Source organism: Sanguibacter gelidistatuariae, from assembly GCF_900096585.1.
In the GTDB taxonomy this organism is placed as follows: Bacteria; Actinomycetota; Actinomycetes; order Actinomycetales; family Cellulomonadaceae; genus Sanguibacter; species Sanguibacter gelidistatuariae.
In genome coordinates, this window is sequence record NZ_FMYH01000010.1 from 37,949 (window position 1) to 60,945 (window position 22,997).

Annotated in this window: 19 protein-coding genes; 1 reads left to right on the forward strand and 18 read right to left on the reverse strand. The window is 69.5% G+C overall.

The annotated features are described in order from the left end of the window. Nucleotides 1–13: 13 nt before the first annotated feature. From BLQ50_RS17000 to BLQ50_RS17080, 17 genes are all read right to left on the reverse strand, one after another. On the reverse strand, nt 14–1,027 hold the full coding sequence (locus tag BLQ50_RS17000; protein ID WP_093186326.1) for a polyprenyl synthetase family protein: 1,014 nt from the start codon (nt 1,025–1,027) through the stop codon (nt 14–16). Nucleotides 1,028–1,071: 44 nt separating this feature from the next. Next, nucleotides 1,072–2,841, reverse strand: a complete 1,770-nt coding sequence (gene nuoN / locus BLQ50_RS17005) for an NADH-quinone oxidoreductase subunit NuoN (RefSeq protein ID WP_245701335.1) — start codon at nt 2,839–2,841, stop codon at nt 1,072–1,074. Then, nucleotides 2,838–4,427, reverse strand: a complete 1,590-nt coding sequence (locus tag BLQ50_RS17010; protein ID WP_093186328.1) for an NADH-quinone oxidoreductase subunit M — start codon at nt 4,425–4,427, stop codon at nt 2,838–2,840. The genes nuoN and BLQ50_RS17010 overlap by 4 nt, the downstream gene beginning before the upstream one ends. 13 nt (nt 4,428–4,440) lie before the next feature. Further along, the gene (gene nuoL / locus BLQ50_RS17015; protein ID WP_093186330.1) at nt 4,441–6,360 is read right to left on the reverse strand and encodes an NADH-quinone oxidoreductase subunit L; all 1,920 of its coding nucleotides are present in this window, start codon (nt 6,358–6,360) and stop codon (nt 4,441–4,443) included. Nucleotides 6,361–6,388: 28 nt separating this feature from the next. Beyond that, complete coding sequence (nuoK, locus tag BLQ50_RS17020) at nt 6,389–6,688, reverse strand: NADH-quinone oxidoreductase subunit NuoK (protein ID WP_093186332.1); 300 nt, start codon at nt 6,686–6,688, stop codon at nt 6,389–6,391. Nucleotide 6,689: 1 nt separating this feature from the next. Next, nucleotides 6,690–7,520, reverse strand: a complete 831-nt coding sequence (locus BLQ50_RS17025; protein ID WP_093186334.1) for an NADH-quinone oxidoreductase subunit J — start codon at nt 7,518–7,520, stop codon at nt 6,690–6,692. Then, nucleotides 7,520–8,245 carry an NADH-quinone oxidoreductase subunit NuoI gene (gene nuoI, locus BLQ50_RS17030; protein WP_093186337.1) on the reverse strand — a complete coding sequence of 242 codons (726 nt, stop codon included), beginning with the start codon at nt 8,243–8,245 and terminating at the stop codon, nt 7,520–7,522. Before nuoI ends, BLQ50_RS17025 begins: the two co-directional genes overlap by 1 nt. Further along, complete coding sequence (gene nuoH, locus BLQ50_RS17035) at nt 8,238–9,575, reverse strand: NADH-quinone oxidoreductase subunit NuoH (protein WP_093186340.1); 1,338 nt, start codon at nt 9,573–9,575, stop codon at nt 8,238–8,240. The genes nuoI and nuoH overlap by 8 nt, the downstream gene beginning before the upstream one ends. Continuing rightward, complete coding sequence (locus BLQ50_RS17040; protein ID WP_093186343.1) at nt 9,575–12,250, reverse strand: NADH-quinone oxidoreductase subunit G; 2,676 nt, start codon at nt 12,248–12,250, stop codon at nt 9,575–9,577. The genes nuoH and BLQ50_RS17040 overlap by 1 nt, the downstream gene beginning before the upstream one ends. Beyond that, on the reverse strand, nt 12,250–13,632 hold the full coding sequence (gene nuoF, locus BLQ50_RS17045) for an NADH-quinone oxidoreductase subunit NuoF (RefSeq protein WP_093186345.1): 1,383 nt from the start codon (nt 13,630–13,632) through the stop codon (nt 12,250–12,252). Before nuoF ends, BLQ50_RS17040 begins: the two co-directional genes overlap by 1 nt. Continuing rightward, nucleotides 13,629–14,489 (reverse strand): NADH-quinone oxidoreductase subunit NuoE, encoded by an 861-nt coding sequence (gene nuoE, locus BLQ50_RS17050; RefSeq protein WP_093186348.1) that lies wholly within the window; start codon nt 14,487–14,489, stop codon nt 13,629–13,631. The genes nuoF and nuoE overlap by 4 nt, the downstream gene beginning before the upstream one ends. Then, nucleotides 14,486–15,832 carry an NADH-quinone oxidoreductase subunit D gene (locus tag BLQ50_RS17055; RefSeq protein ID WP_425424113.1) on the reverse strand — a complete coding sequence of 449 codons (1,347 nt, stop codon included), beginning with the start codon at nt 15,830–15,832 and terminating at the stop codon, nt 14,486–14,488. Before BLQ50_RS17055 ends, nuoE begins: the two co-directional genes overlap by 4 nt. Then, on the reverse strand, nt 15,832–16,611 hold the full coding sequence (locus BLQ50_RS17060) for an NADH-quinone oxidoreductase subunit C (RefSeq protein ID WP_093186354.1): 780 nt from the start codon (nt 16,609–16,611) through the stop codon (nt 15,832–15,834). The genes BLQ50_RS17055 and BLQ50_RS17060 overlap by 1 nt, the downstream gene beginning before the upstream one ends. After that, the gene (locus BLQ50_RS17065) at nt 16,608–17,159 is read right to left on the reverse strand and encodes a NuoB/complex I 20 kDa subunit family protein (RefSeq protein ID WP_093186357.1); all 552 of its coding nucleotides are present in this window, start codon (nt 17,157–17,159) and stop codon (nt 16,608–16,610) included. The genes BLQ50_RS17060 and BLQ50_RS17065 overlap by 4 nt, the downstream gene beginning before the upstream one ends. A gap of 47 nt (nt 17,160–17,206) precedes the next feature. Continuing rightward, a complete protein-coding gene (locus tag BLQ50_RS17070; RefSeq protein WP_093186359.1) occupies nt 17,207–17,569 on the reverse strand; it encodes an NADH-quinone oxidoreductase subunit A in 363 nt (120 codons plus the stop codon). Continuing rightward, nucleotides 17,566–18,861, reverse strand: a complete 1,296-nt coding sequence (locus tag BLQ50_RS17075) for a geranylgeranyl reductase family protein (protein WP_093186362.1) — start codon at nt 18,859–18,861, stop codon at nt 17,566–17,568. Before BLQ50_RS17075 ends, BLQ50_RS17070 begins: the two co-directional genes overlap by 4 nt. Nucleotides 18,862–19,042: 181 nt before the next feature. Then, nucleotides 19,043–19,738, reverse strand: a complete 696-nt coding sequence (locus BLQ50_RS17080; protein ID WP_093186364.1) for a demethylmenaquinone methyltransferase — start codon at nt 19,736–19,738, stop codon at nt 19,043–19,045. A 93-nt stretch (nt 19,739–19,831) separates the two neighbouring features. Here BLQ50_RS17080 and BLQ50_RS17085 point away from each other — a divergent pair, with 93 nt between their 5' ends. Then, nucleotides 19,832–21,169: an isochorismate synthase gene (locus tag BLQ50_RS17085; protein WP_093186367.1), complete on the forward strand. Its 1,338-nt coding sequence runs from the start codon at nt 19,832–19,834 to the stop codon at nt 21,167–21,169. 160 nt (nt 21,170–21,329) lie between these two features. On the opposite strand, the gene BLQ50_RS17090 is transcribed toward BLQ50_RS17085, so the two are convergent. Continuing rightward, the gene (locus tag BLQ50_RS17090; protein ID WP_093186370.1) at nt 21,330–22,934 is read right to left on the reverse strand and encodes a S1C family serine protease; all 1,605 of its coding nucleotides are present in this window, start codon (nt 22,932–22,934) and stop codon (nt 21,330–21,332) included. Nucleotides 22,935–22,997: the final 63 nt, after the last annotated feature.

The following is a 22,997-nucleotide window of genomic DNA, read 5'->3' on the forward strand; positions in this document are numbered from 1 at the left end:
CCCAGCGCCGCCGTCAGGACGTGCGGTCGACCAGCGACGCGGCGAAGGACACGAGCGCGTCCTTGACCGGGCCGCCCGGCAGCGGGTCGAGCTCGGCGATCGCGTCGTTCGCCCAGGCGACCGCCTGAGCGCGAGTCTCGGCGACTACGTCGTGCGGGCGCAGGGCCGCGACGGCGGCCTCGAGCGCGTCGTCGGAGGCGAGGTCGCCGTCGAGCAGGGCGAGGATCGCCAGGTCGCCCGGGAGGGGGGCCTGTGCGGCCGCCACGCGGCTGCGCAGCAGCAAGGCGGGCATGGTCGGCACCTTCTCGCGCAGGTCCGTCCCTGGGGTCTTCCCGGTGAGCAGCCCGTCGGAGGTGAGGTCGATGACATCGTCGGCCAGCTGGAAGGCGACGCCGAGCTTCTCGCCGTAGTTCGCGACGGTCTCCACGACCTCGGGGCGGCAGCCGGCGAACTTCGCACCGAATCGGGCCGAGGTTGCGATGAGCGAGGCGGTCTTGTCCGAGAGCACCTGGATGTAGTGCTGGATCGGGTCGTCCTGCGGCGTCGGGCCGACTGTCTCGTGGAGCTGGCCCAGGCACAGCCGCTCGAAGGTCTCGGCCTGCCAGCGCACGGCCTCCGGGCCGAGCCCGGCGACCGTGCGCGAGGCCCGGGCGAAGAGCAGGTCACCGGTGAGGATGGCGACGGAGTTGCCCCACACCTCGTGGGCGGAGGGCGCCCCCCGGCGCAGCGGCGCGGAGTCCATGACGTCGTCGTGGTAGAGCGTCGCGAGGTGCGTCAGCTCGACGACGACTGCCGCGTCGATGACCTCCGGGCGGCTCGCCTCACCCAGCTCGGCCGTGAGCAGGGTGAGCATCGGCCGCAGCCGCTTGCCCCCCGCGTTCACCAGGTGCCGGGAGGCAGTGTCCGCCAGCTGGTCGGCGTGGGTCACGGAGTCGCGCAGGCGCTCCTCGACGTAGGCCAGACGTGAGGCGAGCCTCTCGGCGAGTGCGGGGTCGGGAAGTGGCAGCCCAATCGAAGCAGTAGTCACAGGTAGAACTTAGCCGCTGAGCGGACAACATCGTGCACTGACACTCAGCCGATCCCCGTCATCCGGGCGATGAGGTCGAGCACAGGTGCCGGGAAGATGCCGAGCACGAGGATGCCGACGGCCATGACCGTGATGGTCACCGCACTCGGTCCCTCGGACCGGACCACGACGACGGCGGGTGCCCCGGTGGCCACCACGACCGACGTGTGAGCAGCGTTCGCGACTCCCTGCCCAACTCCGACGACGACCGGTTCGAGAACCGCCACGTCGACCGTCTCGACCACGCTCTCGACAACCGTCTCGGCCGGCGACATGAAGAACATGATGACGATGACCCGGATGTAGAAGAACACCGCGACCGCGGAGGCGAGCACACCGATCACGGCGAGCACGGTGGCGTTACCAAGCACCTCGGTGCCCTCGACCGCGGCACTGAATGCGGAGAACTTCGCGATGAAGCCCGCCGTGAGGGGGATCCCGGCGAAGGACAGCAGGAACACCGAGAAGCACCCGGCGAGCCACGGGCTGCGCTTGCCCAGGCCGGCCCACTGGCCGAGGTGGGTGGCCTCACCGAGCACCTCGCCGCCCGGCCCGGTCTCCCGGACCAGGGTGATCACCGCGAAGGCGCCGACCGTGGCCATGCCGTAGGCGAGCAGGTAGAAGATGACCGCCTTGATGCCCGCCCCGTTGAAGGACAGGATGCCCACGAGCACAAAGCCCGCGTGCGCGATCGAGGAGTACCCGAGCATGCGCTTCATGTCCGTCTGGGTGGCACCGACGACGGTCCCGACGATCATGGTCGCGATCGCCACGACCCACAGCGCAATCCTGACCGCCTCGAGCATGTCGGGCGTGCCGGAGAAGCCTCCCGCGTAGATGAGGCGCAGGAGCGCCCCGAAGGCGGCGATCTTGGTGCAGGCGGCCATGAACCCGGTGATCGGGGTCGGGGCGCCCTGGTAGACGTCCGGGGTCCATGCCTGGAAGGGCACGGCACCGACCTTGAACAGCAGGCCCGAGATGACCATGAGGATGCCCACGAGCCAGAGCAGCTCCCAGTGGTCGGGGGCGCCGCCGCCGACCACGGTCGAGGCCATGGTGGTGATCTCGGAAATCTTGACCGATCCGGAATAGCCGTAGAGCAGGGCTGCGCCGAAGAGGAACACGGCCGAGGCGAAGGCGCCGAGCACGAAGTACTTGAACGAGGCCTCCTGGGACAGCAGCCGGCGTCGCCGGGCCATCCCCGACAGGACGTACAGCGGGAGGGAGAGCACCTCGAGCGCGATGAACATCGTCAGCAGGTCACCGGCCGCGGGGAAGATCATCATGCCGCTGATCGCGAACATGAGCAGCGGGTAGACCTCGGTCTGGACCAGGCCGAGGCGCCGGGCCAGCTCCTCGTACTCCGACCCCGGGATGGAGGCCGCGCTCGGGGAGAAGGCGTCCTGCTTCGTGGAGGTGCGGTCGATGACGACGGCCAGGGCGAAGAAGGCCATCAGGACGACGAGGCCCTGGAAGAGCAGGGCCACCCCGTCGAGCTGGAGCACTCCGCCGAGGACCACGACGCCGCCTGAGCCCCCCTCGCCGAACCAGCTCACTCCCTGCCAGACGATCACGGCGAAGGCCGCGGCGAGTGCTGCCATGGCCATGATCACCTGGACCACGCGCCGGCGGTTGGCCGGTACGAAGGCCTCCACGAGCACACCGAGCACGCCTGCGCTGATCACGATGATGAGCGGGGTGAGCGCGAACCACGCGACCTCGGGTGGGACGAACCCTCCCGGAGCCGCGGCCATCTGTGCTGCCTGGGCGATCATGAGTCGCTCCCGTCGGTTGACTCGTCAAGGATGGTCATGTCGCTCCCGACCACGGTGGCCACGCTGATCGACGCCGGTGCTCGCACCAGGTCGAGCGCCGGGCCGGGGTAGAAGCCGAAGATCAGCAGGACGGCGATGAGCGGGGCGACGACCCACTTCTCCCGACCCGACAGGTCCGGCGTCGCGGAGAGCTCATCGCGCACCGGACCGGTGAAGATCCGCTGGTAGGTGACCAGGATGTAGAGCGCCGCGAGGATCACCACGAAGGCGGAGACGATCGCCGCGACCGAGTTGGTCTGGAAGGTCCCGATGAACACCATGATCTCGGAGATGAACGGGGAGAGACCGGGCAGCGACAGCGCCGACAGGCCCGCGACCAGGAAGGTTCCCGCGAGGATCGGGGTGACCTTGGCCAGTCCCCCGAAGTCGGCGATCGTCCGGGACTTCCCTGACGGCGACCGCGCGATGATGAACCCGGCGAGCAGGAACAGCAGCCCGGTCGAGATCCCGTGGTTGAACATGTAGAAGGATGCGCCGGCCGTGCTCACCTCGGTGAAGGCGAAGATGCCCAGGATGATCACGCCGAAGTGGGAGACCGACGTGTACGCGATCAACCGCATGAGGTCCTTCTGACCGAGCGCGAGCAGCGCCCCGTAGAGGATCGACACGACCGCGAGCACGATGATCACCGGGGCCGCCCAGCGGGAGGCGTTCGGGAACAGCGGCAGGCACAGGGTGAGCATCCCGAAGGTGCCGACCTTGTCCAGGACGCCCACCAGCAGCACGGACGTGCCCGCTGGGGCGTGCTCTGCGGCGTCGGGCAGCCAGGAGTGCACGGGGAACATCGGGGCCTTGATCGCGAAGGCGAGGAAGAACCCGAGGAAGAGCAGGCGCTCGGTGGTCGGTGCCATCTGCAGACCCACAAGGTTGGCGGTCAGGAAGCCCTGCTCCCCGCCCGGGCCCTGGGTGTACAGCGCGATGACCGCGACGAGCATGACGAGTCCGCCGGCCAGGGAGAAGATGAGGAACTTGATCGCCGCGTAGCGCCGACGGGCGCCCTCGCCGAAGCCCCCGATCATGAAGTAGACCGGGATGAGCATGGCCTCGAAGACGACGTAGAACAGGAAGACGTCCCGCGCGGTGAAGATGAGCACCATGAACATCTCGACGAGCAGCACGAGCGCGAGGTAGTGCCGCAACCGGCGGGCGCCGTTCAGCGCCACGTCCGAGCCGGTCTCGCCGTCGGTCACGCCCTGCTCACGCCAGGCCGCGCCGATCACGAGCGGCACGAGGAGCACGGAGAGCGCGACGAGCAGCAGAGCCACACCGTCGACGCCGAGCGCGTAGCTCGCCCCGATCTGCGGGATCCACTCGTGCATCTCGGTGAGCTGCTGGACCCCCGAGCGGGACGTGTCGAAGGCGCCGATGGCCAGGGCGAGCACCACAAGCTCGACGAGAGAGAAGCCGAGGGCCACGGGACGGGCCAGCTTGAGCCGGCCCGAGGGCAGGGCCCACAGCACGAGCGCGCCGATCAACGGCACGACAACAAGGACGGTGAGCCACGGGAAGGTCGTATCGATAGTCATCAGGGCGCCCCTCTCAGTTCCACACGAACAGGACGATGACAACCAGCACAAGGAACCCCGCAAGCATCATGGCGGCGTAGGACCGCACGAATCCGTTCTGCATCCGCTTCACACCCGAGCCGATCACGGCCAGCACACCGGCCAGGCCCATGAACGCGCCGTCGACCACCTTCTTGTCCGTGTAGACCAGCGACCGGGTGAGGTACTGCCCCGGGCGCATGAGGAGGTTCTCGTTGACCGCGTCCTGGTAGAGATCCACGCGGGCCGCCCGGGTGAGGGCGGAGCCGACCGGCGGCTCGACGGGGACCGCCGAGGCGGCGTACTGACGCCAGGCCAGGAAGGCCCCGACCAGCACGAGCACGAGCGTGACGACCATGATCACGGCGACCGGGAGGACCGGTTCGTGGTGGGCGACCGGGCCGGTGACCGGCTCGAGCCAGGTGGTGAATCCCCCACCGATCGCGAGCACCCCGCCGAGGCCGGCGGAGCCGACCGCGAGGATGATCATCGGCCAGATCATGAGCGCCGGTGACTCGTGCGGGTGGCGCACGGGCAGCTCAGAGCCGTCTGAGAGCTCCTGCGCCCAGCGCTTGTCCCCGTGGAAGGTCATGAAGAACAACCGCGACATGTAGAAGGCGGTGATCCCGGCTCCCACGAGGGCCACGGAGCCGAAGACCCAGGGCTGCCAGCCGTGGCCGCCGTCGGCCGCGAAGGCTGCCTCGATGATCTTGTCCTTGCTCCAGAAGCCCGAGAACGGCGGGATGCCGAGGATCGCGAGCCAGCCGAAGCCGAAGGTGATCCAGGTGACCTTCATGAACTTCGACAGCGCGCCGAAGCCGCGCATGTTCACGGAGTCGTCCATGCCGTGCATGACCGAGCCCGCGCCGAGGAACATGCCGGCCTTGAAGAAGCCGTGCGTCAGCAGGTGGAAGATCGCGAAGGCGTAGCCGATCGGGCCGAGCCCGGCGGCGAGCATCATGTAACCGATCTGGGACATCGTCGAGGCCGCGAGGGCCTTCTTGATGTCGTCCTTGGCGCAGCCGACGATCGCCCCGAAGAGCAGGGTGATCGCGCCGACGATCGCGGTGACCAGAAGGGCGTTCGGCGCGCCGGTGAAGATCGGGCCGGAGCGGACCACGAGGTAGACGCCCGCGGTCACCATGGTCGCTGCGTGGATGAGCGCGGAGACCGGCGTGGGGCCGGCCATCGCGTCGCCGAGCCAGGACTGCAGCGGGAACTGGGCGCTCTTGCCGCAGGCCGCCACGAGCAGCATGAGCGCGATCGCGGTGAGCTTGCCCCCGTCGGCCATGCCCGGCGCGGCGGTCAGGACCGTCGAGAAGTCGAGCGCGCCGAAGGTGTTGAACATGAGCATGAGCGCGACGATCATGCCGACGTCGGCCACCCGGTTCACGATGAACGCCTTCTTCGCGGCCGTCGCATTCGCCGGGACGTGGTTCCAGAACCCGATGAGCAGGTAGGACGCCAGGCCCACGCCTTCCCAGCCGACGAAGAGCAGCAGGTAGGAGTCCGCGAGGACGAGCAGCAGCATGGCCGCGACGAAGAGGTTGAGGTAGGCGAAGAACCGGCGCCGGTCGGCGTCGTGCTCCATGTAGGCAACCGAGTAGATGTGGATGAGGGTGCCCACGAACGTCACCAGCAGCACAAACGTGAGGCTCAGCGGGTCGATCCGCAGGCCAGCCTCGACGTTGAGCGGACCGGCATTGAGCCAGTCGAAGAGGTGGACGTCGACCACGCGGTCGCTCGCCTCACGTCCCAGCATGGCGATCAGGACGAGCGCGGCGACGACGAAGCTCGCCCCGGAGGCGATGACCCCGAGCCAGTGGCCCCAGGCGTTGGCGCGGCGGCCGGCGAGGAGCAGCACAGCGGCTCCCACGAGCGGGATGGCGATGAGCAACCAGGCAGCGTCGATCATTGAAGTGTCCAATCTGACCGTTCCTCCGTCAGTTCTTCAGCAGGTTGGCGTCGTCGACCGACGCGGACCTGCGGGTTCGGAAGATGGACACGATGATGGCAAGGCCGACCACGACCTCCGCGGCGGCCACCACCATCACGAAGAAGGCGATGACCTGACCGGTGAGGTCCCCGTGCATCCGGGCGAAGGTCACGAAGCTGAGGTTGGCGGCGTTGAGCATGAGCTCGATGCCCATGAACACGATGATCGCGTTCCGCCTCAGCAGGACGGTCGCGGCGCCGATCGAGAAGAGGATCGCCGACAGGACCAGATAGTTGGTGAACTCCATCTCAGTGCTCCTCCTCGGTCTCGGCGGGGGCCGCCGGGTCAACGTCGGGCGCGGCACGCTCGGGGCCGGTGGGAGTCTGCGAGCTCGCCTTGAGCTCGGTGAGGAGGTTGAGCTCGCCCTCGAGCGGGGCACCGCGTTCCTGACCGCGCACGCGCAGCACCCGCGAGACCGAAGCCTCGATGGGCTGGCCGTGCGGGTCGAGGGCCGGGACGTCCATCGCGTTGCGCTGGGCGTAGACGCCGGGCGCGGGCAGCGGGACGAGCGACTTGCCACCCAGGACGCGGGCGTCGGCCATCTCCTTCTGCCCCACGCGCGCGGTGAGCCGCGCCTTGTGAGTCAGGGTGAGCGCAGCGAGAGCCGCGGTGATCAGCAAGATGCCGACCACCTCGAGGTCGAAGACGAAGTCGGAGAACAAGATCCGAGCCAGGCCGACCGGGTTGGTCTCCAGGTTGGCCGTGGCGAGCCCAACACCTTCGGGGAAGGAGACCCGGGTGATCACGCCCACGAGGATCGCGCCCAGCCCGAGGCCGCAGAGCCAGCCCGCGAAGCGCTGGCCCTTGATCGTCTCCACGAGGGAGTCCGAGGCGTCCACGCCGACGAGCATGATGACAAAGAGGAAGAGCATCATGACCGCGCCGGTGTACACCACGACCTGCACGATCCCCAAGAACGGGGCTTCCTGCGCGACGTAGAGGACCGCGAGGCAGATCATGACAAAGACGATGCACAGGGTCGCGTGGACCGCCTTGCGGGCGAAGAGCAGCCCGAGGGCCGCCAGGACCATGAGGGGCGCGACGCACCAGAAGAGGATCGCTTCGCCGCCGCTCGCCATCAGCGCACCGTCCCGGTGGGAGCGCCGGACGCGGGCGACGCCGCTGTACCCGACGCCGCTGTACCCGACGCCGCGACGGCCGCCCGCGCCGAGGCGAGGGTCGGGTCGTCGGGACGGTGGTCGGCGACCCAGGCGACCTGCTCGGCGACCGGACCGGTCACTTCGCCGCGGTAGTACTGGGTGTCCTCGGTTCCGGGGACCATGGGGTGCGGGGCGGCGAGCATCCCCTCACGCAGCGGAGCCAAGAGGTCCTCCTTCTCCCAGATGAGTCCCGCGCGGGTGGGACCGGTGAGCTCGTACTCGTTCGTCATCGTCAGCGCGCGGGTGGGGCATGCCTCGATGCACAGCCCACAGAAGATGCACCGCAGGTAGTTGATCTGATAGACGCTGCCGTAGCGCTCGCCCGGGGAGCGGTGCGCGCCGTCGGGCAGGTCAGCGTTGCTGGCGCCCTCGACGTAGATGGCGTCCGCGGGGCAGGCCCACGCGCACAGCTCGCAGCCGATGCACTTCTCGAGGCCGTCGGCGTAGCGGTTGAGCTGGTGGCGCCCGTGGTAGCGGGGCTTGGTCGGGACCTTCTCGAAGGGGTACTGCTCCGTCACGGTGGGCCGGAACATCGAGGCGAAGGTCACGCCGAAGCCGGCGATCGGCGCGAGGATCTCGGCGATCCCGGTAGGTGGTTCGATGAGCGGCTCGTACGGCTCGTTCGTCGTTGGCTTGTCACTCATCGTCGTCGTCCTTCCCTGTGGTCGAGCTGGGGGCGGTCGGGCTGGGCGCGCCTGCGCCGATCGCAGCGCGGGCGCGGCGCTCGGCCCGAGGCGAGGGGGGCAGCTTCTGCCCGGGCATCGGCGGCACCGGGTAGCCGGCGGCGAAGGGGTCGAAGACCCCGTCCGCACCCGAGCCGGGGAGCTCCGCGGGGGCTGGCGGTGGTTTCTCGGGCAAGAACCGCAGCACGACGATCACCACGAGAGCGACCCCGAAGATGACCACCCCAACGGTCTGCAGGTTGACGTCGTGGAACTCGCGCAGGCCGCGGATGACGGACACGCAGACGATCCAGCCGAGGGCGAAGGGGATGAGGACCTTCCAGCCGAAACGCATGAACTGGTCGTAGCGCAGGCGCAGCAGGGTCCCGCGGATCCAGACGAAGAGGAACATGAACAGCCACATCTTCACGAGGAACCACAAGACTGGCCACCAGCCCTCGTTGAACATGCCGTCGTTGATCGCGGAGATCGGGAACGGTGCCCGCCAGCCGCCGAGGAACAGCGTCGTGGCCACGGCCGACACGTTGATCATGTTGATGTACTCGGCGAGGAAGAACCAAGCGAACTTCATCGAGGAGTACTCGGTCATATAGCCCGAGACGAGCTCTCCCTCAGCCTCGGGGAGGTCGAAGGGCAAGCGGTTGGTCTCACCGACCATGGAGATGACGTAGATGAGGAAGGCCGGGAACAGCGGCAGGATCAGCCAGTAGTCGGTCTGACCGTCGACGATCGCCCCGGTCGACATCGACCCGACCACGATGAACACGCTCACCAGGGACAGGCCCATGGCGAGCTCGTAGCTGATCACCTGGGCGGTTGACCGCACCGCGCCGAGCAGCGGGTACGTCGAGCCGGAGGCCCAGCCGCCGAGGATGATGCCGTACACCCCGACCGAGGCGCAGGCCAGGATGTACAAGACCGCGACCGGGAAGTCGGTCAGCTGGGCCGGGGTGGTGAAATCCGTGAAGGGGATCCGCACCTGCGGGCCGAAGGGGATGACCGCGAAGGTCAGCAGGGAGCAGAACACCGCGATCATCGGGGCGATCAGGTAGACGAACTTGTCTGCCGCCTTGACCGTGATGTCTTCCTTGAGCAGCAGCTTCATCGCGTCGGCCAGCGACTGCAGCAGCCCGAAGGGGCCGTGCACGTTGGGGCCCGGCCGCACCTGCATGCGAGCCACGACCTTGCGCTCGAACCAGATCGCCAGCAGCACGCTCGTGAGCAGGAAGACGATGATCAGGACGGCCTTGATGAGATACGTCCAGAAGGTGTCGTTGGAGAAGTCGACCATCACGCGTCCTTCCCGTCGGCGTTCGCAGAAGTCGTGTGGCCGGCGGCCGCATCGGGGCGGGAGACCTCGACGATGGCACCCGGTCCCACACCCAGGGTGCGGTGCACCTGTGAGCCGGGAGAGTTGAGAGGCAGCCAGACGACGTGGTCCGGCATGTCCGTGATCACCAGCGGGAGCGTGATCGCACCCTGCGTCGTGGTGACGGAGACGAGGTCACCGTCGGTCGCGAGGCTCAGCGTCCGCGCGGTTCCCGCGGACATCCGCGCGACCGGTCGCTTGGCCGTCCCGGCGAGGAAGACCTCGCCGTCCTGGGCCCGGCCGCAGTCGAGCAGCATCCGCCACCCGGCCAGGACCGCTTGCCCCGGAACGGGGCTGGGTGGTTCGTGCGCCGACACGTCCGGGGCACCCACCCGGGCGCCGTCCCAGGTACCGAGCTGCTCGATCTCGGAGCGGACGCCGTCCAGGGTGCCCAGACCGAGCTGGGTGCCCATCACGTCAGCGATCGCGTCGAGGACGCGGTGGTCGGCCATCGCCACGGACTCGAGGGCCTGGCCGAAGGGACGCACGCGCCCCTCCCAGTTCCAGAACGCGCCGGCCTTCTCGGCCGGCGGCGCGACCGGGAAGACAACATCGGCATGGGCCGTGACATCGGAGGACCGGACCTCAAGGGAGACGACGAAGTCGGCCATCTCGAGGGCCACCCGCGCGGCGTCCGGATCGGGGAGGTCGGCAAGCTCGACCCCGCCCACGACGACGGCGCGCAGGTCACCTGCGGACAGCGCCGCGAGGATCGCGGCGGTGTCCCGGCCCGGGGCCTGCGGGAGAGGGTCGGTCCCCCACGCGGCGGCCAGGTCGACGCGCGCAGCGGCATCAGCGACCGGACGGCCGCCAGGCAGCAGGGAGGCCAGAGCGCCCATCTCGACGGCGCCCCGCTCTCCCGCGCGACGCGGGATCCAGGCCAGGCGCGCGCCGGTGCGCTGCGCGAGGCGCAGCGCGGCGGAGTATCCGCCCGGAACCGCGGCGAGGCGTTCGCCGACGACGATGACGGCGCGACCGGCGCCCGCACCCTCAAGGGCAAGGCGCACGTGGGCGAGGTCCTCCTCGGAGCCGATCGCGTCGAGCACCTCGGCCTCGGTGCCCGGGGCGGCGCGCAGCAGCGTGCCCCCGCCGGCCCCGATCCGGGCCAGGCCGCGGGTCGCGAAGGGGGCGATCGAATAGGCCTGGAGGCCGTGGGCGAGGGCGCCCTTGCGCAGGCGCAGGAAGACCACGCCGGCTTCTTCCTCGGCCTCGATCCCGACGAGCAGCACGACGGCTGCGCGCTCGAGGTCGGCGAAGGTCACCCCGATGCCGGACCCGGCGACCGTGGAGGCCAGGAAGGCCTCCTCCTCAGCGGAGTGGTCGCGGGAGCGGTAGTCGACGTCGTTCGTCCCCAGTGCCACCCGGGCGAACTTGGCGTAGGCGTAGGAGTCCTCGATGGTCAGGCGTCCGCCGGGCAGCACACCCACGCCGCCGGCGGTGCGCCGGTCCCCGGCCTGGGCCGCGCGCAGGCCGGCGGCGGCCGCGTCGAGGGCCTCCATCCAGCTGGCGGGGCGCAGCTCGCCGCGGAACCCGCCCTCGCCGCGCTCGCGGATCATCGGGGTGGTCAGCCGGTCCGGCGCGCTCTGCCACGTGAAGGCGAAGCGGTCCTTGTCGGTGATCCACTCCTCGTTGACGGCCGGGTCGTCGCCCGCGAGGCGGCGCATGACCGTGCCGCGGCGGTGATCCACGCGGATCGCCGACCCGGAGGAGTCGTGCTCGGAGACGGACGGGGTCGAGACGAGGTCGAAGGGCCGCGACCGGAAGCGGTAGGCCGCGCCGGTCAGCGCGCCGACCGGGCAGATCTGGACGGTGTTGCCGGAGAAGTAGGACGCGAAGGGCAGCCCGGACTCGTCCGGCTCGGCGAATCCCGACGGGGTGTCCGAGCCGACCGAGCCGGCGTCGGCCGTGTCGTCCCAGCGGTCGATCGAGGAGTCGGCGAAACCGAGGATCACGGGGTCGAAGCGCCCGATCTGCTGCTGCGCGCCGCGCTTCTGCAGGTCGATGAACGCGTCTCCGGCGATCTGCTTGGAGAAGCGGGTGCACCGCTGGCACAGAATGCAACGCTCGCGATCGAGCAAGATCTCCGTCGAGATGGAGATCGGCTTGGGGAAGGTCCGCTTGACGTCGATGAAACGGCTCGTGGCGCGGCCGTTGCTCATGGCCTGGTTCTGCAGCGGGCATTCCCCGCCCTTGTCGCAGACCGGGCAGTCGAGGGGGTGGTTGATGAGCAGCATCTCCATGATCCCGTGCTGGGCCTTGTCGGCGACCGGGGAGGTGTGCTGGGTCTTGACGACCATGCCGGGCGATGCCTCGAGCGTGCAGGAGGCCTGCGGCTTGGGCATCGGGCGGACGTTGCCGTCGCGGTCGGGCACGGCGACGTCGACCAGACACTGGCGGCACGCGCCGGCCGGCTCGAGCAGCGGGTGGTCGCAGAACCGCGGGATCTGGATGCCGACCTGCTCGGCGGCGCGGATGACGAGCGTGCCCTTGGGCACGGCCATCTCCACACCGTCGATCGTGAAGGTCACGAGGTCAGCGGGCGCGGGGAGCGCGGCGGAGGCTTTCACGACGGCGCCCTTGTTGTCGGTGACGGTCATCAGTGGCCTCCTGCGCCGGAACCCGCGAGCACTGCGCGCGAAGTAGGCGTGTAGTCGAACAGCGCGGACCGCTCCGGGGGGAACAGCTCGCTGGCGGGGGTGTGCATGCCTGCCTCGAACTCCGCGCGGAAGTACTGGATCGCGGAGGTGATGCACGACGTCGCACCGTCACCCAGGGCGCAGAACGCGCGGCCGAGGATGTTGTCGCACGTGTCGAGCAGGGTGTCGATGTCGGTCTGAGTGCCCTGACCCTGCTCGATCCGACGCAGGATCTGCTTGAGCCAGTACGTACCCTCACGGCAGGGGGTGCACTTGCCGCAGGACTCGTGGGCGTAGAACTCAGTCCAGCGGGTGACCGCCCGGACGACCGAGGTGGTCTCGTCGAAGATCTGCAGGGCACGCGTGCCGAGCATCGAGCCGGCCTTGGCGACCGACTCGTAGTCGAGCGGGACGTCGAGGTGGGCGGCCGTGAAGATCGGAGTCGAGGACCCACCCGGGGTCCAGAACTTCAGCTCGCGCCCTCCGCGCACTCCCCCGGCCATGTCGAGCAGCTCGCGCAGCGTGATGCCGAGCGGCGCCTCGTACTGACCGGGCCGGGTGACGTGCCCGGAGAGGGAGAAGAGACCATGACCGGCCGAGCGCTCGGTGCCCATCGACGTGAACCACTTCGCGCCGCGGGCGACGATCGCCGGCACGGAGGCCACCGACTCGACGTTGTTGACGACCGTCGGGCGGGCGTAGAGCCCAGCGACGGCGGGGAACGGCGGCTTGAGTCGCGGCTGTCCGCGCAGGCCCTCGAGAGAGTCCAGCAGCGCCGTCTCCTCACCGCAGATGTACGCGCCGGCGCCGGCGTGCACCGTGACGTCGAGGTCGAAGCCCGAACCCTGGATGTTCTTGCCGAGGTACCCGGCCGCGTAGGCCTCCTCGACCGCCTTGAGCAGCCGGCGGTAGACGTGCAGCACCTCGCCGCGGACATAGATGAACGCGTGGTTGCAGCCGATCGCGTAGGACGTGATGACCACGCCCTCGATGAGCACCTGCGGGGTCGCGAGCATGAGGGGGATGTCCTTGCAGGTCCCCGGCTCGGACTCGTCGGCGTTGACCACGAGGTAGCGCGGCCCGCCGTCAGGAGCAGGCAGGAAACCCCACTTCATCCCGGTCGGGAACCCAGCCCCGCCGCGTCCGCGCAGGCCCGAGTCCTTGACGGTCTGCACGACGTCGCCGGGCGCCTGGGCGAGCGCGGCGCGCAGGCCCTCGTAGCCGCCCGTGGCGAGGTAGGTCTCCATCGTCCAGGAGCGCTCGGCGTCCCAGAACGCGGACAGCACGGGGGCGAGCACGGTGGGGGCAGGGGTTGCCTCCGCGGTGGTCTGCTGGTCGGTCATTTCCCTGCCTCCGGCGTCGTGTCGGCTGGGGCGATGGGCGTTCGTTCCGCGCTGGACTGCTCGCCGCCGGTGGCCGGCGTCGAGTCGGTGGGCTCCGCGCCGGCCGCCGCGGGAGCTGCCGCTTCGGTCGTGCCCGCGGCCGGCGCGGAGCCGGGTGCGACCCAGCCCTTCTCGCGGGCCAGGACCGTCCCGGCGATGGTCGGCGCTCCCGCGCCCACGCCCTCGTCGGCGCGTCCGTCGGTGAAACCGGCGAGCACCCGGGACATGGCCTTGAAGGAGCAGACCGACATGGCTCCGCGGCTGGGTGTGACGTCCTTGCCGAGGCGGAGGTCGTCGACCACGGTCGTCGCGCTCGCCGGGGTCTGGTTGTCGAAGAACTCCCAGTTGACCATGACGACGGGTGCGTAGTCGCAGGCCGCGTTGCACTCGACGCGCTCGAGGGTGATCGCGCCGTCGTCGGTCGTCTCGTCGTGCCCGATGCCCAGGTGGTCGGAGAGCTCCTCAAAGATCTCGTCGCCGCCCATGATCGCGCACAGCGTGTTGGTGCAGACCCCGACCGTGTACTTGCCGTTGGGCCGGCGTTTGTACTGCGTGTAGAACGTCGCGACGGCCGAGACCTCGGCCGGCGTGATCGACAGGATCTGCGCGCAGAAGCCGATGCCATCCCGGGAGACGAAGCCATCCTCGGCCTGGACGAGGTGCAGCATCGGCAGCAGGGCCGAGCGGGGCTCGGGGTAGCGGGCGATGATCTCGCGGGCGTCTGCCTCGAGCCGACCGAACGTCACTGCGTCATAGCCAGAGCCGGCGCCGGGACGCGGGGCCGGCTGGCCGCCAGTGGGCTGGGTGTCGATGCTCATCGGTCCACGCCTCCAAGAACTGGGTCCAGTGATGCCACGGCCACGACGACGTCGGCCACCTGGCCGCCCTCGCACATGAGGGCCACGGCCTGCAGGTTGTTGAACGACGGGTCCCGGAAGTGCGCCCGGTAGGGGCGCGTGCCGCCGTCGGAGACGATGTGCGCGCCGAGCTCGCCGCGCGGGTGCTCCACGGTCTGGAACACCTGGCCGGTCGGGACCCGGAAGCCCTCGGTGACCAGCTTGAAGTGGTGGATCAGGGCCTCCATCGACTCGCCCATGATCTCCTTGATGTGATCGAGGGAGTTGCCCATCCCGTCGGTCCCGATGGCCAGCTGGGCCGGCCAGGCGATCTTCTTGTCCGCGATCATGACCGGGTCGCCGGTCGACTTCTCGAGGCGCTCAATACACTGTGCGGCGATCTTCAGGGACTGGTAGCACTCCTCGAGGCGGAGCACCACGCGGGCGTAGGCGTCGGCGTCGGTCGAGGTGGGCACGTCGAAGTCGTAGGTCTCATACCCGCAGTACGGGTTGGCCTTGCGGACGTCGTAGGGCAGCCCGGCCGAGCGCAGAACCGGTCCGGTGACACCCAGGGCCATGGCGCCGGCCAGGCTGAGGTGCCCGGTGCCCTTGAGCCGCGAGGTGAAGATCGGGTTGGCGAGCATGAGGTCGGAGAGCTGCTTGAGGTACTTGCGGACCTCGACCTCGACCCGCGCGAACTCCTGCGACAGGCCGGCCGGGACGTCCTGGGCGACGCCGCCGGGGCGGACGAAGGCGTGGTTCATCCGCAGTCCGGTGATCATCTCGAAGATCCGCAGGATCTCCTCACGGGCCGTGAAGGAGATGGTCATGACGGTCGTCGCGCCCATCTCGTTGCCGCCGGTGCCCAGGCACACGAGGTGGCTGGCCACCCGGTTGAGCTCCATCAGGAACACCCGGATGACCTGCGCGCGCTCGGGGACGTCGTCGGCCACGCCGAGCAGCCGCTCGACGGCCAGGCAGTACGCCGTCTCCTGGAAGAAGGGGGCGAGATAGTCCATCCGCGTGCAGAAGGTCACGCCCTGGGTCCAGGTGCGGAACTCCATGTTCTTCTCGATGCCGGTGTGCAGGTAGCCGATGCCGCAGCGGGCCTCGGTGACCGTCTCGCCGTCGATCTCGAGCATGAGCCGCAGCACACCGTGGGTGGACGGGTGCTGGGGGCCCATGTTGACGACGATGCGCTCTTCGCCGAGCTCGGCGATCTCAGCGGCGATCTGGTCCCAGTCGCCGCCCGAGGCCTCGAAGGTGGGCAGGCCGGAGTCGTCGAGGGGTGCTTTGGTCGCGTGCGGGCGACCTTGCGCTTGCATCATGAGTAGGACCTCCTCTGATCCGGCGGGGGCACCGTGGCGCCCTTGTACTCCACGGGGATGCCGCCGAGCGGGTAGTCCTTGCGCTGGGGGTGACCAGGCCAGTCGTCGGGCATCTCGATCCGGGCCAGGGCCGGGTGTCCGTCGAAGATGATGCCGAAGAAGTCCCAGGTCTCGCGCTCGTGCCAGTCGTTCGTCGGGTAGACGGTCGTGGTCGAGGGGATGTGCGGGTCGCCGTCCGGCACCGAGACCTCGAGCCGCAGGCTGCGGCTGTGGGTGATCGAGGTGAGGTGGTAGACGGCGTGCAGCTCGCGGCCCACGTCGCCGGGGTAGTGCACCCCGGAGACGCCCAGGCTCAGCTCGAAGCGCAGGTCCTGGTCGTCGCGCAGCGCCTGGCACACGGCAACCAGGTGCTCGGGCGCCACATGCAGGGTCAGCTCGGAGTACTTGCTGGTGGCGAACGGCGGGTCGACGAGCACGCCGTTGATCGCGGCGTCGAAGCTCACGCCCGCCTCGGCAAGCACCTCGGCGAGGATGTCGACGGCCTCGTCGTACCAGCCGCCGTAGGGTCGTGGGCTCGCGTAGGCCATGGTGACCGGGTGGACGAGGCCACCGTAGCCGGAGGTGTCCCCCGAGCCCTGCACGCCGAACATGCCGGTGCGGACGTCGACGACCTCGAGGGGCTTGCGGTGGCCAGGGTCGGTGGGCGCCGCACCGATGTCACCACCCGGGGTGATGCCGCCGGGCGTGACGTCGTCGGGCGTTGCGTCGTCCGTCATCGCAGCAGCCCGTTCATCTGGTGGGTGGGGGTCGCCTCGAGGGCGGCCGCCTCGGCGGCGCGTGCGGCCGCCTTGCGGTTCACGCCGAGGGGCTCGTCCTGGATCTGCTTGTGCAGCTCGAGGATCGCGTTGATGAGCATCTCCGGGCGCGGGGGGCACCCGGGCAGGTAGATGTCCACGGGCACGATGTGGTCGACACCCTGGACGATCGCGTAGTTGTTGAACATGCCGCCGCTCGAGGCGCACACGCCCATGGACAGGACCCACTTGGGCTCGGCCATCTGGTCGTAGACCTGGCGCACGACAGGTGCCATCTTCTGGCTGACCCGACCGGCGACGATCATGAGGTCCGCCTGGCGCGGGGACGCGCGGAACACCTCCATGCCGAAGCGAGACAGGTCGAAGCGGCTCGCGCCGGCGGCCATCATCTCGATCGCGCAGCAGGCGAGGCCGAAGGTCACCGGCCACAGCGAACCTTTACGGAAGTACCCGGCCAGGTCTTCGATCGTGGTCAGGAGGAATCCAGACGGAGCCTCTTCGATGCCCATGTCTCACAGCCTTTCGTCGAGCACAGTGTCACGCGCCGTGGCGGAGGTCAGACCCATTCGAATCCACCTCGACGCCACTCGTAGATGAACGGCACCGTGATGAGCGCCAAGAAGGCGAGCATCGCGACCAGTCCGAAGGTGGCCAGCGTGGTGAAGTCCACCGCCCACGGGTAGAGGAACACCACCTCGATGTCGAAGATGATGAACGTCATCGCCACCAAGTAGTACTTGACCGGGAACCGGCCGCCGCCGGCGGCGAGCGGGGTGGGTTCGATCCCGCACTCGTACGCGTCGAGCTTGGCGCGGTTGTAGCGCTTGGGCCCGATGACCGCGCTCGCGCCCACCCCACCGAGGGCGAGCACCATGGCGATCCCCATGAGGACCAGAAGAGGAACATACGGATTGTTCATGCGGAGCGCACCACCCTGGTAAGACCCGCGATGACTCGGTCGACGACGTCGCCACCGTGGGGTTCGTAACAGTCGGACAGAAGCTTGACGACGAACTTCATGATCAACGGCCGAGGCAGCCCGTACTTGGTGCACAGGTGCATGATCTGCGGGTGCTCGATGAGCTTCACGAAGTATCGGCCGAGTGTGTAGTACCCGCCGAGATCCCTGCGCATGATCTCCGGGTAGGTGGCCAGCGCACGCTCGCGCGCCGCGTCCGTGCCGCGCACGCGGGCCTGCGCGACGGCGTCGGCCGCCGCGCGCCCGGCCTGCATGGCGTAGGCGATGCCCTCACCGTTGAACGGGCTGACCATGCCGCCGGCGTCGCCGATGAGCATGAGGCCCTTGGTGTAGAGGGGCTTGCGGTTGAAGCCCATCGGCAGCGCGGCACCGCGCACCGGGCCGATCTGGTTCTCAGGGGTAAAGCCCCATTCCGCGGGGGTGTTCTCCATCCAGCGGGCGAAGAGGTTCTTGTAGTCGATCTTCGTGGCCGCCGCGGTCGAGGACACCGAGCCGAGGCCGACGTTGACGGTCCCGTCGCCGAGGGCGAAGATCCAGCCGTAGCCGGGCAGCAGGTTGGACTTGCCGGGCACGCCGTCCCACAGCTCGAGCTGGGACTCCATCCACGGGTCGTCGTGGCGGGGGCTCGTGAAGTACGTGCGGACGGCGACGCCCATCGGCCGGTTGTTCGACTTCTCGATGCCGATCGCGGTGGCCATCCGGGCCGAGACGCCGTCGGCGGCGATGACGACGGGCGCACGGTAGGTGCGTTCCTCCCCGGCGCGGCGGCCGGCGTCGTCCACGGGACGGGCGGTGACGCCGACGACGCGGCCGGTGCGCTCGTCGATCACGGGCCCGGTGACGTTGGTGCGTTCCATGAGCTTGGCGCCGGTCGCGCGGGCGTGCTCGGCCAGGGTCTGGTCGAAGTTCATCCGCGAGCGCGCGAGCCCGTAGGCGGGGTAGCTCTTGAGCTCGGGCCAGGGGAACTCGTAGGAGCGTCCGCCGGCGACGGCGCGCAGCCCGATGTTGCGGATCCAGCCGTCTTCGGCGCGGGTGGGGACGCCCATCCGGACGAGCTCGCTCACGGCTCGCGGGGTGAGGCCGTCGCCGCAGATCTTGTCGCGCGGGAAGCTGGACTTCTCCATGAGGAGCACGTCGAGCCCCGCGGCGGCGCAGTAGTGGGCGGCGGCAGATCCTGCCGGCCCTGCGCCTACGACGATGACGTCTGCGTCATCGCTGCCGGTGAGTCTCATGTTCCTGTTGCCTCTTCACGAACCTGCGGGTCAAGCCTGGGATATTCGGGTGTCGAACTGTTTCAGCGCGCCAACCGTCGACGTTTGTGAAGCGAGTCACAAACGATAACGCCACTCTAGTCACCGGACCCTCCGATGTCTGCTTAGGCAGACCTTCCTTAGGCCGCCCGCGGGCAGCGCATCAGGCCGCGCGGGTCCCGCGGTGCAGCGCGACGATGCCGCCGGTCAGGTTTCGGTAGCCGACCTTGCTCCACCCGGCGGACAGCATGAGCCGGCCCAGGTCCTCCTGGGCCGGCCAAGCCCGGATGGACTCGGCCAGGTACTCATACGACCCGGGGTCTTTGGTCACCGCGCCGGCGACCTTCGGCAAGGCCCGCATGAGGTACTCGCTGTACGCCGTGCGCAGCGGCGCCCAGGTCGGAGCGGAGAACTCGCAGATGACGATGCGTCCCCCCGGACGCACGACCCGGTGCATCTCGGCCAGGGCCCCCACGGTGTCCACGACGTTGCGCAACCCGAAGGAGATGGTCGCCACGTCGAAGGACTCGTCCGCGAAGGGAAGCTTGGTCGCGTCGCCCGCGGTGAAGGGGAGGTCGGGGCGCCGGTCCTTGCCCACGGCGAGCATGCCGAAGGAGAAGTCGCAGGGCACCACGAGCGCGCCGGCCGCAGCGAAAGGCTCGCTCGAGGTCCCGGTCCCGGCGGCGAGGTCGAGGACCCGCTCGCCCTGGATCGCGCCGACCGCCTTGACGGTCGCCCGACGCCACGAGCGGTCCTGCCCGAGCGAGATGAGGTCGTTGGTGAGGTCGTAGTGACGGGCGATACCGTCAAACATCGAGGCGACCTCGGAGGGCTTCTTCTCCAGACTGGCACGTGACATGGCCCCATCGTCTCACCTGGGCAGGCATGCCCAGGCCCGCCGCCGATGCGCCCCGTCCCCCGGTCCGCGGGATGAGTCGTAGGCTTGGAGGCGATGAGTTCCCAGCCGGCCGCCCCGAGCGATTCCCCCCAGCCCCGCCCCACAGCCCTCGTGGTCCGCACGACCGCACTCGACGGCATCCTCGACTCCGACGCCGCCGCCCTGCTGCGCCTGTTGCCCCCCACCGGCCCCCTGGCCTGGGTGCGCCGCGGCGACGGCCTCGTCGCCTGGGGCGAGGTGGCCCGGATCGAGACCGGCGGCGCCTCCCGCTTTGCCGAGGCCGAGGCCGCCTGGGCGACGATGCGCGCCCATGCGATCGTGCGCGACGACATCACACTTCCGGGTACCGGACCGGTCGCCTTCGGGTCCTTCGCCTTCGACGAGTCCTCCGCGGCGGGCGGTGTGCTCATCGTCCCGCGCGTCGTCGTAGGTCGTCGTGGGGACCGATCCTGGATCACCACGATCACCACGTCCGACGCCGTCCCCACGCTCAGCCCCGTGCCGTCGCTCGCGGACGTGGTCGCCCGGGCCGGCGGGACCACGCCGATCACCTCCCCCGGCGCCGTCACGTACGTCCCCGGCGCGGTCAGCGACGCCGACTGGATCGACGCCGTCGACGAGGCAGTCGAGCGGATCCGCGCGGGCAGGCTCGACAAGGTCGTCATGGCGCGCGACGTCGTCGCCCACACGACCGAGCCGATCGACCCCCGGTGGCTGCTCACCCGGCTGGCTGACTCCTATACGGGCTGCTGGACCTTCAGCGTCGACGGCATGGTCGGGGCGACCCCCGAGCTGCTGGTCCGCAGCGAGAAGGGCCTGGTCACCTCGCGCGTGCTGGCCGGGACGATCCGGCGCACGGGTGGCGAGGAGGCGGACGTGGCCCGCGCGGCGGTCTTGGCGCACTCCTCCAAGGACCTCGAGGAGCACGAGTACGCGGTGACCTCGGTCGCCCAGGCGCTCGAGCCGTTCTGCCAGTCGCTCAACGTCCCCGAGACGCCCTTCGTGCTCCACCTGCCCAACGTGCTGCACCTGGCCAGCGACGTCACCGGGGTGCTGTGCACGTCGTCCGGGACCGCGCCGTCGAGCCTGTCGCTCGCGGCCGCGCTGCACCCGACCGCGGCGGTCTGCGGCACCCCCACGCCCGTGGCCAACGAGCTCATCCGGGAGATCGAGGGCATGGACCGTGCCCGGTATGCCGGACCGGTCGGATGGATGGGCGCGGACGGCGACGGTGAGTGGGGCATCGCCCTGCGCTCGGCGTCGCTCGACCCGGACGATCCGCGCCGTCTCCGGCTGTTCGCCGGCTGCGGCGTCGTCGCAGCCTCGGACCCGGCCTCCGAGCTGGCCGAGACCGAGGCCAAGCTCGAGCCGATGCGGCACGCGCTCGGCTGAGACCAGCTCCGCCCGTCTGTCTGTCCGTCTGTCCCTGGCGCGCACGACCTGGACGACATGCAAAGGCCAGCGCTCTCGGGGAAGAGCACTGGCCTTTGTCTGCCCTCGCCGAGCGCCTGGGGGGATGGCGCTCGTGAGGAAGTGTTCAGCCCACGGGGCGTCAGTTCCCGTTCGCCCCGGGGAGGAGCTGATCCAGGTTCGGGATCCCGCTGGGGTTGTCGGAGCCGTTCTGAGCGGAGCCGGGGCCGCTCTGACCGGAGCTGCCCGAGGATCCGTCGGAGTTCGACGTCGTGTCCTCGGCCTTGGTGGCGAGGGTCGCCTTGACCTCGAGGGCCTTGCCGTCGCGCACCACGGTCAGCGTGACCTCGGTGTTGGCTGGCAGGGCGCGGACGAATCCGGTGAGGGACTCAGCGCCGGTCACGGCCTCGCCGTCGATCGCGACGATGACGTCGTCGACCTTGAGCCCGGCCTTCTCGGCCGGCGATCCGGTCGAGACCGACTTCACGACGGCGCCCTGGCGGGTCGTGCCGTCGGCCGTCCCTGTGCCGTCGGCGAGGCTGACGCCCAGGAAGGCGTGCTGGGCGGTCCCGGAAGCGATCAGCTGGGAGCCGATGTTCTGCGCGAGGCTCGCCGGGATGGCGAAGCCGAGGCCGATGGACCCGGACTGACCGGATCCCGAGGACAGCGACGCGATCGAGGACGTGATGCCGATGACCTCACCGCTCGCGTTGAACAACGGGCCACCGCTGTTGCCCGGGTTGATCGCGGCGTCGATCTGGATCGCGTTGGTCACCACGGCCGTCTGGTCCGAGGTGGTCGTCGCGGTGCTGACCGGCCGGTTGATCGCCGAGACGATGCCCGTGGTGGCTGTGTTGGACAGTCCGAGCGGGTTGCCCATGGCCATCACCGGCTCGCCCACGACGACCTTGGAGGAGTTGGCGAAGACGGCCGACTTGAGGTCGCTCGGCGGGTCCACCAGCTTGACGACGGCAAGGTCGGTCGCCGGGTCGAGCCCGGTGATCTTCGCCTCGTAGATGCGCCCGTCGTTCAGTGTCACCTGGACCGTGTCGTTGGCGGCTCCCGAGACCACGTGGTCGTTCGTGAGGATGTGGCCCTCACTGTCGATGATCACACCTGATCCTTCGCCCGAGCCCTCGGCCGTGGTGACCGCGATGGCTACGACGGACGGGGCGACGGCCGAGGACACGGCCTGCCAGTCCGGGTTGGTCACGGTGGACGAGACCACCGGGACGGCGACGGAGGAGTCGCCCTTCTGGCCGATCGACCCGAAGCTCGACGAGTTCGCGGTCGCGGAGCTGTTCCCGTCGAACTGCCCGGTCACCGCGGCGGTGCCGAGGCTCGCGAGGACGGCCGCAGCGACCGCCGTGGCGGCGATCGGGACGAACAGGCGGCGCTTCGCCGGGGCCTGCGCTCCGCCGGATGCTGGCTGGCCGGACTGGGCCTGCGTGTGCTGCTGGGCCTGCTGGTGCGCATAGTGCGGTGCCTGCGGTGATGCGCTCTGCCCGGCGTTCGCGTAAGAGTGCTCGACCGAGGAGTTCACGTACTGCGGATGCTGTGGCTGCTGTGGCTGCTGTGGCTGCTGTGGCTGCTGCTGGTGAGCCTGGGGCTGCCCGTAGACCGGAGCCGCGGGTGCCTGCTGGCCCTGCGGTGCGGCGGGTGCCGGCGGGACGGGCGGCATCTGCGTAGGTTCACCAGAGTTCTGAGGGCTGAGGCTGTCACCACTGGGGGTGTTGTTGATGCTCATGGGGTCCACCTTCCTTCGACTGCACCCCACTCAACCGTGTTGGTCTGTGATGTGGCTTGAACT

What these genes read in the sequence shown, in the direction of transcription:
- nuoN (WP_245701335.1), bottom strand. Translation starts at nt 2,841, where the DNA reads ATGATCGCCCAGGCAGCACAGATGGCCGCGGCTCCGGGAGGGTTCGTC.
- BLQ50_RS17010 (WP_093186328.1), bottom strand. Translation starts at nt 4,427, where the DNA reads ATGACTATCGATACGACCTTCCCGTGGCTCACCGTCCTTGTTGTCGTG.
- nuoL (WP_093186330.1), bottom strand. Translation starts at nt 6,360, where the DNA reads ATGATCGACGCTGCCTGGTTGCTCATCGCCATCCCGCTCGTGGGAGCC.
- nuoK (WP_093186332.1), bottom strand. Translation starts at nt 6,688, where the DNA reads ATGGAGTTCACCAACTATCTGGTCCTGTCGGCGATCCTCTTCTCGATC.
- BLQ50_RS17025 (WP_093186334.1), bottom strand. Translation starts at nt 7,520, where the DNA reads ATGGCGAGCGGCGGCGAAGCGATCCTCTTCTGGTGCGTCGCGCCCCTC.
- nuoI (WP_093186337.1), bottom strand. Translation starts at nt 8,245, where the DNA reads ATGAGTGACAAGCCAACGACGAACGAGCCGTACGAGCCGCTCATCGAA.
- nuoH (WP_093186340.1), bottom strand. Translation starts at nt 9,575, where the DNA reads ATGGTCGACTTCTCCAACGACACCTTCTGGACGTATCTCATCAAGGCC.
- BLQ50_RS17040 (WP_093186343.1), bottom strand. Translation starts at nt 12,250, where the DNA reads ATGACCGTCACCGACAACAAGGGCGCCGTCGTGAAAGCCTCCGCCGCG.
- nuoF (WP_093186345.1), bottom strand. Translation starts at nt 13,632, where the DNA reads ATGACCGACCAGCAGACCACCGCGGAGGCAACCCCTGCCCCCACCGTG.
- nuoE (WP_093186348.1), bottom strand. Translation starts at nt 14,489, where the DNA reads ATGAGCATCGACACCCAGCCCACTGGCGGCCAGCCGGCCCCGCGTCCC.
- BLQ50_RS17055 (WP_425424113.1), bottom strand. Translation starts at nt 15,832, where the DNA reads ATGCAAGCGCAAGGTCGCCCGCACGCGACCAAAGCACCCCTCGACGAC.
- BLQ50_RS17060 (WP_093186354.1), bottom strand. Translation starts at nt 16,611, where the DNA reads ATGACGGACGACGCAACGCCCGACGACGTCACGCCCGGCGGCATCACC.
- BLQ50_RS17065 (WP_093186357.1), bottom strand. Translation starts at nt 17,159, where the DNA reads ATGGGCATCGAAGAGGCTCCGTCTGGATTCCTCCTGACCACGATCGAA.
- BLQ50_RS17070 (WP_093186359.1), bottom strand. Translation starts at nt 17,569, where the DNA reads ATGAACAATCCGTATGTTCCTCTTCTGGTCCTCATGGGGATCGCCATG.
- BLQ50_RS17075 (WP_093186362.1), bottom strand. Translation starts at nt 18,861, where the DNA reads ATGAGACTCACCGGCAGCGATGACGCAGACGTCATCGTCGTAGGCGCA.
- BLQ50_RS17080 (WP_093186364.1), bottom strand. Translation starts at nt 19,738, where the DNA reads ATGTCACGTGCCAGTCTGGAGAAGAAGCCCTCCGAGGTCGCCTCGATG.
- BLQ50_RS17085 (WP_093186367.1), top strand. Translation starts at nt 19,832, where the DNA reads ATGAGTTCCCAGCCGGCCGCCCCGAGCGATTCCCCCCAGCCCCGCCCC.
- BLQ50_RS17090 (WP_093186370.1), bottom strand. Translation starts at nt 22,934, where the DNA reads ATGAGCATCAACAACACCCCCAGTGGTGACAGCCTCAGCCCTCAGAAC.